Below are 13,807 nucleotides of genomic sequence, written 5' to 3'. Positions count from 1 at the left end.
ATGGACAGAGCACTGTGGATCATCGGTCTGGCGATCTTCTGGGTCGCGATGATCGGCCTGATGTACGTCGGCTGGCGTGGACGCGCTCGACGCCAGAAAGACAAGATCGGCGAACTGCCGACGGTACCGGCAACCCTGGGTGAACTGCTCGTCCTGCCGACCACCGGCCTGTACGTCGGCAGCACCATCGCACCCAGTTGGCAGGACCGTATCGCCGTCGGCGACCTCGGTTTCCGCGCCACCTGCGAGATCAGCCGCTACAGCGGCGGAATTCTGGTCGAGCGTGACGGCGCGTCGGCGATCTGGATTCCGGAGAAGTCGATCCGCGCGATCCGCACGGAGAACGGTCTTGCCGGCAAGGTCATGAGCAAGGACGGCGTCCTGGTGATTCGCTGGGAATTGCCGAGCGGAACCGAGATCGACACGGGCGTGCGCGGTGACGACAAGACGGTTTATCCGGACTGGGTCAAGCCGGTGACTGCTTCGAACAAGACCGCTTCGAACAAGACGAATGACAACGAAGACGCAAGCTCTGGCGACATCGAGCAGAACGGAAAGAACGCATGAGCGGCTTTGACAACAGCCCCGCAGTACTGGTCCTCGAAGACGGACGGGTGTTCCGCGGAACCACCTTCGGTGCGGTTGGACATACCCTGGGCGAAGCGGTGTTCAGCACCGGAATGACCGGCTACCAGGAAACGCTCACCGATCCCAGCTACCACCGCCAGATCGTCGTCTCCACCGCACCGCAGATCGGCAACACCGGCTGGAACGACGAAGACGACGAGTCGGTCGGACCGACCGGCGAGCGTGCCGGCGCCAAGATCTGGGTTGCCGGGTACGTCGTTCGTGACCCCTCGCGCGTCACCTCGAGCTGGCGTGCAACTGGTTCGCTGCAGGCCAAGCTCGAAGAACAGGGCATCGTCGGAATCGCCGGGATCGACACCCGCGCCCTGGTTCGCCACCTGCGTACTCGCGGTTCGATGAAGGCCGGAATTTTTTCCGGTGAAGCCATCGCCGCCGATGACGAACTGGTCCGACGGGTTCAGGATCAGCCGACCATGCTCGGCGCCGATCTTGCCGGTGAGGTCAGCACCACCAGCGGCTACGTCGTCGAGCCGAAGGGCGGGGAGGCGCTGTACACGGTTGCCGCCATCGACCTCGGTATCAAGACCAACACCCCGCGCATGTTCGCCGAGCGCGGTATTCGCGTCCACGTGTTGCCGTCCAACGCGAGTCTCGAACAGATCCTCGACCTGAAGGCCGACGGAGTGTTCCTCTCCAACGGTCCCGGTGACCCAGCCACCGCCGACGGCGCAGTCCACCTCACGAAAGAGGTCATCGGACAGGGCTTGCCGCTGTTCGGTATCTGCTTCGGCAACCAGATCCTGGGCCGCGCCCTGGGCCTGAGCACCTACAAGATGAAGTTCGGCCACCGCGGAATCAACATCCCGGTGATCGAGCATCAGACCGGTCGCATCGCGATCACCGCTCAGAACCACGGCTTCGCGCTCGAAGGCGAAGCCGGTCAGGAATTCGACACCCCGTTCGGCCGCGCGGTGGTCAGCCACACCTGCGCCAACGACGGAGCCGTCGAAGGTGTTCGCCTGCTGGACGATTCGGCCTTCTCGGTGCAGTACCACCCCGAGGCGGCAGCCGGCCCGCACGACGCCGCGTACCTCTTCGACCGCTTCACCAGCCTGCTCTCCGCACGGAAAGAAACCGGAGTCAAGAACTAATGCCACGCCGTACAGATCTCAAGCACATCCTGGTAATCGGCTCCGGTCCGATCGTCATCGGTCAGGCCTGCGAGTTCGACTACTCGGGCACCCAGGCCTGCCGCGTCCTCCAGGAGGAGGGCCTGCGCGTCAGCCTGGTCAACTCCAACCCGGCCACCATCATGACGGACCCCGAGTTCGCCGACGCCACGTACGTCGAGCCGATCACGGCCGAGTTCCTCGAGAAGGTCATCGCCAAGGAAGCCTTGCAGGGCAACAAGATCGACGCCGTCCTCGCGACGCTCGGCGGTCAGACTGCGCTCAACGCCGCAGTGGCGCTGCACGAGCAGGGCATCCTCGAGAAGTACGACGTCGAACTGATCGGCGCCGACTTCGACGCCATCCAGCGCGGCGAGGATCGCCAGAAGTTCAAGGACATCGTCGCCAAGGTCGGTGGCGAATCCGCGAAGTCCGCAGTTTGCTACACGATGGACGAAGTACACGCCACGGTCGCCGAACTCGGTTACCCGGTTGTCGTGCGTCCGTCCTTCACCATGGGCGGCCTCGGTTCCGGCATGGCGTACGACGTCGACGATCTCAACCGCATCGCCGGTGGCGGTCTGGCCGCGTCGCCGACGGCGAACGTCCTGATCGAGGAATCCATCCTCGGTTGGAAGGAATACGAACTCGAGCTCATGCGTGACAGTCGCGACAACGTCGTGATCGTCTGCTCCATCGAGAACGTCGACCCGGTCGGTGTCCACACCGGAGACTCGGTCACCGTCGCCCCGGCGATGACGCTGACCGACCGCGAGTACCAGGCGATGCGCGACCTTTCCATCGACATTCTGCGTGAGGTGGGCGTCGACACCGGCGGCTGCAACATCCAGTTCGCGATGGACCCGAAGGACGGCCGCCTGGTCGTCATCGAGATGAACCCGCGTGTCTCCCGCTCGTCGGCTCTGGCGTCGAAGGCGACCGGTTACCCGATCGCGAAGATGGCGGCCAAGCTTGCCATCGGCTACACGCTCGACGAGATCGTCAACGACATCACCAAGGAAACCCCGGCTTGCTTCGAGCCGACGCTCGACTACGTCGTCGTCAAGGCTCCGCGGTTCGCTTTCGAGAAGTTCCCCGGTGCCGACGGAACTCTGACCACCACGATGAAGTCGGTGGGCGAGGCCATGAGCATCGGCCGCAACTTCACCGAGGCTTTCGGCAAGGTCATGCGTTCGCTCGAGACCAAGCGTGCGGGTTACTGGACCGGCGCCGACATCGAGACGGAGAGCCTGGATGCACTGCTCGCCGATCTGAGCGTTCCGCAGGACGGCCGCATGTACGGCATCGAGAAGGCATTCGCGCTCGGCGCAACTGTCGAGCAGCTCTTCGACGCCACCAAGATCGATCCGTGGTTCCTCGACCAGTTCCAGCAGATTCACGAGCTCGGTGAAAAGCTGCGCGCTGCAGAGTCTTTCGACGAGGCTTCCCTGCGTCAGGCCAAGTACCACGGCATCTCGGACCGCCAGATCGCGGCTCTGCGCCCCGAGCTCGGTGGTGACACGCACGCAGGTGAGGACGCCGTTCGCGCTCTGCGTGATCAGCTGGGCGTGCGCCCCGTCTACAAGACCGTCGACACCTGCGCCGCAGAGTTCGAGGCTAAGACGCCGTACCACTACTCGACCTACGAGCTCGATCCCGAGGCCGAGTCCGAAGTTGCTCCGCAGACCGAGCGACCCAAGGTTCTGATCCTCGGATCCGGCCCCAACCGCATCGGTCAGGGCATCGAGTTCGACTACTCGTGTGTCCACGCGGCGCAGACGCTGTCCGAGGCCGGGTACGAGACCGTCATGGTCAACTGCAACCCCGAGACCGTCTCCACGGACTACGACACCGCTGATCGCCTGTACTTCGAGCCGCTGACGTTCGAGGACGTCTTCGAGGTCTACCGCGCGGAGGCGCAGTCGGGCACCGTTGCCGGCGTCATCGTCCAGCTCGGCGGCCAGACCCCGCTCGGACTGGCGAAGCGTCTCGAAGCTGCCGGCGTCCCCATCGTGGGAACCAGCCCCGCAGCCATCGACCTGGCGGAGGACCGCGGCGAATTCGGCCGCGTGCTCACCGAAGCCGGTCTGCCCGCACCGAAGTTCGGTACCGCCACCACGTTCGACGGCGCCCGCGAGATCGCAGCAGGCATCGGCTACCCGGTGCTGGTGCGTCCGTCGTACGTGCTCGGTGGCCGCGGCATGGAGATCGTCTACGACGAGGCTTCCCTCGCCGACTACATCTCGCGCGCCACGGAGATCTCCGACGATCGTCCGGTCCTGGTCGACCGCTTCCTCGAAGACGCAGTCGAGATCGACGTCGACGCTCTGTGCGACGGCACCGAGGTGTACCTCGGCGGCGTCATGGAGCACATCGAGGAAGCCGGCATTCACTCCGGTGACTCGGCGTGTGCGCTCCCGCCCATCACTCTGGGCCGGGCGGATCTCGAGAACGTCCGCCGCTCCACCGAGGCTCTCGCAAAGGGCATCGGCGTCAAGGGCCTGCTCAACGTCCAGTACGCCCTCAAGGACGACATCCTCTACGTGCTGGAAGCAAATCCCCGCGCCAGCCGCACGGTTCCGTTCGTGTCCAAGGCGACGGCCGTCCAGCTGGCCAAGGCATGCGCCCGCGTCATGCTCGGCGAATCCATCGCGGAACTGCGTGCGAGCGGCATTCTGCCGGCGAAGGGCGACGGCGGAAACACCCCGGCCGGTGCACCGATCGCGGTCAAGGAAGCTGTGTTGCCGTTCAACCGCTTCCGCCGCGCCGACGGTACCGGCGTGGATACCTTGCTCAGCCCGGAAATGAAGTCCACCGGTGAAGTCATGGGAATCGACTTCGACTTCGGTACGGCTTTTGCCAAGTCGCAGACTGCCGCCTACGGTTCGTTGCCCACCACGGGCGCGGTGTTCGTCTCGGTCGCCAACAAGGACAAGCGTTCGCTGATCTTCCCGGTCAAGCGCCTGGCAGACCTCGGATTCACCATTCTTGCCACCGAAGGAACCGCAGATGTTTTGCGGCGCAACGGTATCGAGTGCAAGCAGGTGTACAAGCAGTCGGGTGAAGATGTTCCGGCCGGTGCCGAGACCATCGTCGACCAGATCCGCAGCGGCGAGGTCGCCATGGTCATCAACACGCCGTACGGCAACAACGGCCCGCGTGTCGACGGCTACGAGATCCGAAGCGCAGCGGTTGCGTCGAACATCCCGTGCATCACGACGGTGCAGGGCGCCTCGGCTGCCGTGCAGGGCATCGAAGCAGCCATTCGCGGCGACATCGGAGTTCACTCCCTGCAGGAATTGCACGCAGGTCTTCGTCAGCCGGCACAGCAGTCGTGAGTCACAGTTGGGGGCAGCGTCTCCGGTCCGCGATCGCGGACCGGGGGCGGCTGTGCGTCGGTATCGACCCGCATCCCGCGCTTCTCGACGCGTGGGGACTGCCGCGTACGGCCGAAGGTCTCGAGACTTTCGCCGAGATCTGCGTCGAGGCGTTCACCGGTGAGGTCGGACTGGTCAAACCGCAGGTTGCGTTCTTCGAGGCTTACGGCAGCGCCGGCTTCGCCGTGTTGGAGCGGACCATCTCGGTTCTTCGCGATGCGGGAACGCTGGTCGTCGCGGATGCCAAGCGCGGTGACATCGGTTCGACGATGGACGCGTACGCGCAAGCCTGGTTGGGTGATTCGCCGTTGGCCTCCGACTCGGTCACCGTTTCGCCGTACCTGGGATTCGGGGCGCTGACTCCGACACTCGAACTGGCACGGCAGAACGCACGCGGGATCTTCGTCCTGGCACGAACCTCCAATCCGGAAGGCGGCGTACTTCAACAGTCGTCGGCTGACGGTGTGAGCGTGGCTCAGTCGATCGTCGACGCTGCGGTCGATGCGAACGTCGACGGCCGTGACACCGTCGGACTGGTGGTCGGTGCAACTCGGGACCACGGTCTGGACCTGTCGCAGTTCAACGGCCCGATTCTCGCTCCGGGACTCGGCGCGCAGGGTGCGACGGCAGCGGATCTCGCAGACATCTTCGCGGGATCGACCGAGCTCCTGCTGCCGAACACTTCCCGCGGGGTGCTCAAGAATGGTCCTTCGGTATCGGCACTTCGGGAGGCAGCAATGCGTGACCGAGACGAGATCGAAGCCGCATTGGCGAACTGATCCGTGAGTGACCTCGAGGCTCGTTCGAGCGGTGGAACCCGGTGGTACCGTCCGTCGGTGAATCGTTGGTGGCAGATCGGACTTCTCGTCGCGGCGTGCGCGCTGCTGGCCACCGGGTTCCAATCCGTCACCGGCGTACACGGCGACGATCTTGCCGTGTACCGGACAGCGGGTCAGGCCGTCCTCGACGGCTCGAACCTGTACGACGAGTCGTTCAACGCGAGATTGCCGTTCACGTATCCGCCCTTCGCTGCGCTCGTCGCCGTTCCCGTCGCCCTGGGTTCCTGGGGTGCGGTCCAGTGGGGATGGAGTTTCGTCAGCCTCCTGATGCTGGCCGCGATCATCGTGCTCAGCTATCGCGAAGTCCCGTTCACACGTAAGCGGCCAGTCGTCGTCTACGTGGGTTTCCTGGTCCTGTGGACGGCGGCATCGCCGATCTCCGATCACCTCGGGTACGGCCAGGTCGGGTTGTTTCTGACTCTCCTGTGCTTGATCGACGTGCTGGCTCGACCACGGTGGATTCCCGAGGGCGTGCTGGTGGGGATCGCCGGCGCGGTCAAACTGGTGCCACTCGTCTACATCGGTTACTACGTGATCACCGGGCGCTGGAAAGCAGTTGCGGGCGGCCTCGCCGGCTTCCTCGGCGCCACGGCTCTGGGCTTTGCGGTTCTCCCACGCCAGACGATCGACTACTTCGGCGACATCGCCTCACTCTCGGGGCGCGTCGCCGTCGGTGACCCGTCCGTGTTCGGTAACCAGTCCGTGCGTGGAATGGCCTTGCGGCTACTTCCCGAGGGCCTGGTGGGTCCGGCCTGGCTCGTCGCCTGTGCGGTGTTGGGTGTCCTCGGAATTGTCGCGACGCGGCGCGCTCAGCGCCTGCGGGGCGATCTCGCCGGTTTCACGGTGGTGGCTCTGCTGGCGGCAATCGTGACTCCCATTGCCTGGACGCACCACTTCGTGTGGTTGGTGCCGGCGGTGGGTGTACTCCTCGTTCCGATCAAGTCGGGCGTGGGGGAGGGCACTCGATCGGTCCCTGTGTGGTCCTGGATCGCGATCGGTCTCACCGCTGTCGTAGTGCTGTTTCGGCTTCCGCGAGTCGGCGCGGACATGGATATCCCGGTAGTCGGCTTCGTGCTGGAGAATTCATTGCTCTGGGCGAGCCTCGCGGTAGTGCTCGCTCTGGCCGTCCCCGGCGTGAGTCGCATCGAACCCGAGACGGTCGACGCCGGCGATCCGAAATCGTCGCTGCAGACCTGAAAACGGGCCGCGACACGCGCATAGGCGCCGAAAATGCTCGAAAATTTTGGATGTGTCGGCGACCACGTTCATTCCCGCAGGTAACGATTTCGCACACTCGCACGGGGGTGTCGCACGCTATGGGTCGAAATACATTGTGTTACAGTCTATTTCGGTACTGTACGCACGTTCGTGTGGCGTCGAATTCGTCTCGATCCAGCCGAAAACGGTGACGATCCGTGACATCGATTCGACGCGCATAACCCACCGCGATCTGCATCGGACCGCGGGGGGTGGGTTAGCAATTCGCGCCAGGCGTGAGTACGGTCGCTATCGCTGCTGGTTATCAGCGGAATAGACAAAATTTGCACACGACGAGACGGAGGAACCGTGGCCCTTCCCCAGTTGACTGATGAGCAGCGCGCTGCTGCTTTGGAGAAGGCAGCTGCTGCCCGCAAGGCCAGGGCTGAGCTCAAGGAGCGCCTGAAGCGTGGCGGCACCGACCTCAAGCAGGTCCTCAAGGACGCCGAAGACAACGAAATCTTGGGCAAGATGAAGGTTTCGGCACTGCTCGAGGCGCTGCCCAAGGTGGGCAAGGTCAAGGCTCAGGAGATCATGACCGAGCTGGAGATTGCACCGACCCGTCGCCTTCGTGGCCTCGGTGATCGGCAGCGCAAGGCTCTGCTCACCAAGTTTGACTTCGAGGCCTGAGCCGACAAGTGATGATTGCTGACGCGGCAGTGTCTGATGATTGCTGACGCAACAGTGTCAGAGAGCAAGACCGCAGTGCGGAGGGGTCGGCTGGTTGTACTGGCCGGCCCTTCGGCTGTCGGTAAGTCCAGCGTCGTTCGCGAGCTGAGAACTCGGTTGCCTGAACTCGTTTTCAGTGTTTCGGCGACCACTCGCGATCCCCGTCCAGGTGAAGTGGACGGCAAGGACTACCGATTCACCTCCCGTGAAGAATTTCAACGGATGATCGACTCCGGTGAACTTCTCGAATGGGCGGAAATCCACGGCGGCCTGCAGCGCTCCGGCACCCCCGCAGCTCCGGTCGAAGAAGCGCTCGAAGCTGGAAAGCCCGTTCTCGTCGAGGTCGATCTCGCCGGAGCACGAGCTGTCCGCAAGGCGATGCCCGAGGCTCTGTTGGTGTTCATGGCTCCACCGAGCTGGGACGTTCTGGTGCAACGGCTGACCGGACGTGGAACCGAAACGGAAGACGTCGTGGCGCGCCGACTCGAGACGGCCCGAGTGGAATTGGCCGCACAGGACGAGTTCGACACGGTCATCGTGAACGAGGATGTAAGCCGTGCTTGCGATGAGTTGGTATCCTTGTTGGTTGGGAACTGATTCCGCACCCTTCGGGAACCGATTTCCACCCCGTTTCTCAGATATCCGGATCGATAAAACTAGTTCTTCAATGAAGATCTAATTCAGGAGACACAAGAGTGAGCAGCACTTCAGCCGCGTCCGCAGCAGGTCAGGGCGCTCTGCCTGCCTACGACACCCCGCTCGGCATCACCAACCCGCCGATCGACGAGTTGCTCGAACGCACCTCTTCCAAGTACGCCCTGGTCATCTACTCGGCCAAGCGCGCGCGCCAGATCAACGACTACTACAACCAGCTCGGTGACGGCATCCTCGAATACGTCGGACCTCTGGTCGAGCCCGGTCTGCAGGAAAAGCCGCTGTCCATCGCGTTGCGTGAAATCCACGCTGATCTCCTCGAGCACACCGAAGGCGAGTGAGCACCACATCTGCCGCACCCGAACCTCGTTCGGGTGTCGGGGGAGTGTCCGACGCGCCCACATCGATACGTAAGCGCATTGTCGTCGGTGTCGGTGGGGGTATCGCCGCGTACAAGGCGTGCTCGATCATCCGCAGCTTCACCGAGAGCGGTCATCACGTCCGCGTGATTCCGACTGAATCCGCTCTGGAGTTCGTCGGGCGCGCGACGTTCGAAGCACTCTCCGGCAACCCGGTTCACACCGGCGTCTTCAACGACGTCCCGCAGGTTCCGCATGTCCGTCTCGGACAGGAAGCCGATCTGGTCGTCATCGCGCCGGCAACCGCTGATCTGATGGCGCGAGCGGTCATGGGTCGCGCAGACGACCTGTTGACGGCCACTTTGTTGACCGCGCGCTGTCCGGTCGTCTTCGCCCCAGCAATGCACACCGAGATGTGGGAGCACCCCGCAACGGTCTCGAACGTGGCGACACTGCGTTCGCGCGGCGTCCACGTGATCGAACCTGCCTCCGGGCGTTTGACCGGGAAAGACACCGGAGCCGGTCGACTTCCCGAACCCGACGAGATCGTCGGGTTGGCATCGTTGCTCCTCGAGCGCTCGGACGCGTTGCCGCGCGACCTGGAGGGTCGCCGCATTCTGGTCACCGCCGGCGGTACTCGCGAGCCGCTCGATCCCGTGCGCTTTCTCGGTAATCGCAGCTCGGGCAAGCAGGGCTACGCGCTTGCCCGTCTTGCCGCGCAACGCGGCGCGCACGTGACACTGATCGCCGGGTACACGGCTGATCTCGCCGACCCCGCCGCTGTCGACGTCGTGCACATCAAGACGGCCGAAGATCTCCGGTTGGCAGTGGAAAAGCACGCACCGGGACACGACGGAGTCGTCATGGCTGCGGCTGTCGCGGACTTCCGCCCCACCACCGTCGAAGGCAGCAAGATCAAGAAGGGCGCAAACGAACCCGACTCGATCAGCCTCACCAGAAATGCCGACATCCTCGCCGGTCTCGTCGAAGCGCGTCGTGACGGCGACTTGGATGCTCGAACGGTGATCGTCGGATTCGCCGCTGAGACCGGTGACGCCCATGGTGACGTTCTCACCTATGCCCGCTCCAAGCTTGCCCGCAAAGGTTGCGATCTCCTCGTGGTCAATGCGGTCGGCGAGGGCAAGGCGTTCGAGGTCGATCACAACGACGGTTGGTTGCTCGGTTCCGACGGCTCGGAGTCCGCTCTCGAACACGGATCCAAGGCTTTGATGGCCAGTCGAGTACTCGACGCCCTGGTCAAGCTCTTTCCCGAGTAGCGACACGCGCCCGGTGGTGAGAGTTACCCCACGATAATCGGGTGAGTACAAGGGTGTTGCGCAGGCGGTCCAACCGTTATCGTCGGCTCAGCCCCCAGCTAACAAAGCATGACAAAACGGTCACCGAACGGTGATTCGGATACTTCAATAAGCTGTAGTCAAGAACTCAGTCGTCGAGAGGGAGATCTGTGAGCAAGTCCGGCAGTCGGCTATTCACCAGCGAGTCCGTCACCGAGGGGCACCCGGACAAGATCTGTGACGCGATCAGCGACTCGATCCTCGACGCGCTGCTCACCCAGGACCCGCGCGCCCGCGTGGCCGTCGAGACACTGGTCACCACCGGCCAGGTTCACGTAGCCGGTGAGGTCACGACCACTGCGTACGCGGACATTCCGAAGATCGTGCGCGACACGGTCCTCGAAATCGGCTACGACAGCTCCGCAAAGGGCTTCGACGGTAACTCCTGCGGCGTCAACGTCGCGATCGGCGCCCAGTCGCCCGAGATCGCGCAGGGTGTCGATCACTCGCACGAGGCTCGCGTCGACGGAATCAGCGACGACGAGATCGACCGTCAGGGTGCGGGCGACCAGGGCCTGATGTTCGGCTACGCCACCACCGACACGCCGGAACTGATGCCGCTACCCATCGCGCTGGCTCATCGTCTCTCTCGCCGGTTGACCGAGGTCCGTAAGTCCGGCGTGCTGCCGTACCTGCGCCCGGACGGCAAGACCCAGGTCACCATCGAGTACGACGGTGACAAGGCTGTCCGTCTCGACACCGTGGTCATCTCCACCCAGCATGCCGCTGACATCGACCTCGACAACCTGTTGACGCCCGATCTTCGCGAGAAGGTGCTTCACTCGGTGCTGACCGACGTCAACCTCACCGATCTCGACACCTCCGATGTTCGTCTGCTGGTGAACCCGACGGGCAAGTTCGTCCTCGGTGGCCCGATGGGTGACGCAGGTTTGACCGGCCGCAAGATCATCGTCGACACCTACGGCGGAATGGCTCGCCACGGTGGCGGCGCGTTCTCCGGCAAGGACCCGTCAAAGGTCGACCGCAGCGCTGCCTACGCCATGCGCTGGGTGGCCAAGAACGCTGTTGCCGCAGGTCTGGCCGACCGCATCGAGGTTCAGGTCGCCTACGCCATCGGCAAGGCAGCTCCGGTCGGACTCTTCGTCGAAACCTTCGGCACCGAGAAGACCGATCCGGCACGGATCCAGAAGGCGATCACCGAGATCTTCGACCTGCGTCCGGGAGCGATCATCCGCGACCTCGACCTGCTGCGCCCGATCTACGCGCAGACGGCGGCATACGGTCACTTCGGTCGCACCGACATCGACCTCCCGTGGGAGAGCACCGATCGCGCCGACAAGCTGCGTAGCGCAGCTGGTCTCTGATCACTGACGTACAGACGGGGCGCGGGTGGGCGCGGAAAGAGTAGCGGCAGAAGTCGATCCGGTCGCCCGGGTGCTGCCGATGCTCCCGCTCGCTCACCTCGACCGTGAATTCGACTACCTCGTTCCTCGTGAACTCGAAGCGGATGCGCAGCCCGGAGTCCGGGTGCGCATCCGCTTCGCTGGTCGTCTGGTGGACGGTTTCATCGTCTCGCGCGAGGCGACCAGTGACCATCAGGGGAAGTTCGGCTGGCTCGAACGCGTCATCTCGTCCGAGCGGGTCTTGACGGCCGAAATCGCGCAAGTCGTCGATCGTGTGGCGGAGCGTTATGCCGGAACCCGCGCCGATGTTCTCCGTTTGGCGGTACCGCCGCGCCACGCGAAGGTCGAGGCGGAACCGTGGGAGCCCGCCGAGTCACCGTCCGCTCCTGAACCGATCGAAAATGGTTGGCATCTCTACAGATTCGGTGACGCCTTCCTGTCCGCCATTCGCGAGTCGAAAAGCCCGCGTGCGGTCTGGCAGGCGTTGCCTGGTGAAAACTGGCCACTGCGCCTGGCCGAACTGGCCGGGGCCGTAGCGGCAAGTGGTAAATCCGCGATCCTGGTTGTGCCCGATCAACGCGACCTGGACCGCGTCGTCGCCGCTTGTACCGAACTCTCCGGAGCGGATGCGGTGGTAGGTCTGTCCGCGGGCCTGGGGCCGGCCATGCGATATCGGAGGTGGCTCGCTGCACTGCGCGGGACCGCCCGGATCGTCGTCGGCACACGGAGTGCTGTTTTTGCGCCGACGCCCGAGACCGGTCTTGTCGTCGTCTGGGACGACGGCGACGACAACTTGTCCGAGCCGCGGTCGCCGTATCCACATGCCCGCGAAGTTGCCGTCCTGCGTGGCTACGTCGCCGGGTGCGCCGTCGTGATCGGTGGGTTCTCCCGTACGGCAGAAGCGCAGGTACTCGTCGACTCGGGATGGGCGCACGATCTGGTCGCTACGCGGGACGTCGTTCGTGCCCACGCACCCAAGATCACCGCGCTTGCCGACAGCGATCAAGCCTTGGCCCGCGATCCGGGAGCCAGAGCGGCTCGTTTGCCCGCTATTGCATTCGCGGCCGCCCGGCGCGCTCTGGGTGAGGGCAACGGAGTCCTGGTACAGGTGCCTCGGCGGGGGTACGTACCGACCCTGGCCTGCGGAAAGTGCCGTGCCCCGGCACGGTGCCGTCGGTGCAACGGCCCACTGGCTCTTCCCGCTGCGGCAGGTCCCGACGGCGCCGGGACACCGGCGTGCCGCTGGTGCGGGGTTGCCGATGCCGCCTACCGATGTCACGCGTGCGGGGCGAAAGCGTTGCGCGCGGTGGTGGTCGGTGCCGGCCGGACCGCCGAAGAACTCGGGCGGGCGTTTCCCGGTGTGAAAGTTGTTCTGTCCGGGGGCAGTGATGTGGTCAAGGAACTGCCACATGGGCCCGCGTTGGTGGTCTCGACAGTGGGTGCGGAGCCGGTGATGACCGGCGGCTACGGCGCCGCGCTCTTGCTCGACGGCTGGGCACTGCTCGGCCGGCCCGATCTTCGCGCCGCCGAGGAAACACTCAGACGCTGGATGTCGGCTGCTGCCATGGTGATTCCGCTGTCCGAAGGCGGTGAAGTTGTGGTTGTCGCAGACTCGGGTATCCCGACGGTGCAGGCGTTGGTCCGATGGGATCCGGTGGGGCACGCACAGTCTCAATTCGAGGAGCGGGACGAGGTCGGCTTTCCTCCGGCCGTTCACATGGCTGCGATCGACGGTGGATCCGCGGCAATTGCGGAGTTGGTGGATTCAGCTGATCTGCCGGCAAGTGCTGTGCTGCTCGGACCAGTGGAATTGCCTGCGGGGGAGAGGCTTCCGTATTCCGGTGAGGACGAGAGCGGTGTCGCGCCGGAGCGAATGCTGGTCCGCGTTCCACGCAAGGACGGTCGCGGCCTTGCGGACGCTCTGGCACATGCGAGGGCCGCGCGCAGTGCGCGGAAGTCTTCGGGTCCGGTCCGCATTCAGATCGACCCACGCCGCATCGGCTGAGTTTCGAGTTGTCGGAGGAATCCTTGCGCTACCCGATATGACGATATATCGTCGAACTATCAACGATAGTGATGGAGGTTCGACGATGGATGCAAGTTTCCCGAACGAGGGGATGTTCGGCCGGCGCGGTTTCTTCGGCGGTTTCGGCCGTGAGCAACGGCCACCATTTGT

11 protein-coding genes are annotated in these 13,807 nt (G+C 64.2%); all 11 read left to right on the top strand.

The window, feature by feature from the left end:
* Positions 1-567: a transporter gene (locus tag ATN37_RS09415; RefSeq protein WP_003944773.1), complete on the top strand. Its 567-nt coding sequence runs from the start codon at positions 1-3 to the stop codon at positions 565-567.
* Positions 564-1,739, top strand: a complete 1,176-nt coding sequence (gene carA / locus ATN37_RS09410) for a glutamine-hydrolyzing carbamoyl-phosphate synthase small subunit (RefSeq protein WP_218695058.1) — start codon at positions 564-566, stop codon at positions 1,737-1,739. Before ATN37_RS09415 ends, carA begins: the two co-directional genes overlap by 4 nt.
* The gene (gene carB, locus ATN37_RS09405; RefSeq protein ID WP_003945010.1) at positions 1,739-5,095 is read left to right on the top strand and encodes a carbamoyl-phosphate synthase large subunit; all 3,357 of its coding nucleotides are present in this window, start codon (positions 1,739-1,741) and stop codon (positions 5,093-5,095) included. Before carA ends, carB begins: the two co-directional genes overlap by 1 nt.
* Complete coding sequence (gene pyrF / locus ATN37_RS09400; RefSeq protein WP_218695056.1) at positions 5,092-5,913, top strand: orotidine-5'-phosphate decarboxylase; 822 nt, start codon at positions 5,092-5,094, stop codon at positions 5,911-5,913. Before carB ends, pyrF begins: the two co-directional genes overlap by 4 nt.
* A gap of 57 nt (positions 5,914-5,970) precedes the next feature.
* The gene (locus ATN37_RS09395) at positions 5,971-7,170 is read left to right on the top strand and encodes a glycosyltransferase 87 family protein (RefSeq protein WP_308125199.1); all 1,200 of its coding nucleotides are present in this window, start codon (positions 5,971-5,973) and stop codon (positions 7,168-7,170) included.
* A gap of 369 nt (positions 7,171-7,539) precedes the next feature.
* Positions 7,540-7,860: an integration host factor, actinobacterial type gene (gene mihF, locus ATN37_RS09390; RefSeq protein WP_003944825.1), complete on the top strand. Its 321-nt coding sequence runs from the start codon at positions 7,540-7,542 to the stop codon at positions 7,858-7,860.
* A gap of 36 nt (positions 7,861-7,896) precedes the next feature.
* Complete coding sequence (gene gmk, locus ATN37_RS09385; protein WP_003944801.1) at positions 7,897-8,496, top strand: guanylate kinase; 600 nt, start codon at positions 7,897-7,899, stop codon at positions 8,494-8,496.
* A 98-nt stretch (positions 8,497-8,594) separates the two neighbouring features.
* Positions 8,595-8,894 (top strand): DNA-directed RNA polymerase subunit omega, encoded by a 300-nt coding sequence (gene rpoZ, locus ATN37_RS09380; RefSeq protein WP_003944996.1) that lies wholly within the window; start codon positions 8,595-8,597, stop codon positions 8,892-8,894.
* Entirely contained in the window at positions 8,891-10,189 is a 1,299-nt protein-coding gene (coaBC, locus tag ATN37_RS09375; RefSeq protein ID WP_003944888.1) for a bifunctional phosphopantothenoylcysteine decarboxylase/phosphopantothenate--cysteine ligase CoaBC, read from the top strand. Before rpoZ ends, coaBC begins: the two co-directional genes overlap by 4 nt.
* A gap of 188 nt (positions 10,190-10,377) precedes the next feature.
* A complete protein-coding gene (gene metK / locus ATN37_RS09370; protein WP_003944827.1) occupies positions 10,378-11,592 on the top strand; it encodes a methionine adenosyltransferase in 1,215 nt (404 codons plus the stop codon).
* A gap of 25 nt (positions 11,593-11,617) precedes the next feature.
* Positions 11,618-13,636, top strand: a complete 2,019-nt coding sequence (locus ATN37_RS09365) for a primosomal protein N' (protein ID WP_080726519.1) — start codon at positions 11,618-11,620, stop codon at positions 13,634-13,636.
* Positions 13,637-13,807 lie beyond the last annotated feature (171 nt).

Source organism: Rhodococcus sp. MH15, from assembly GCF_019266045.1.
In the GTDB taxonomy this organism is placed as follows: domain Bacteria; phylum Actinomycetota; class Actinomycetes; order Mycobacteriales; family Mycobacteriaceae; genus Rhodococcus_F; species Rhodococcus_F qingshengii.
Note: the sequence above shows the minus strand (reverse complement) of the source record. Positions and strands in the feature narration are given on the sequence as shown.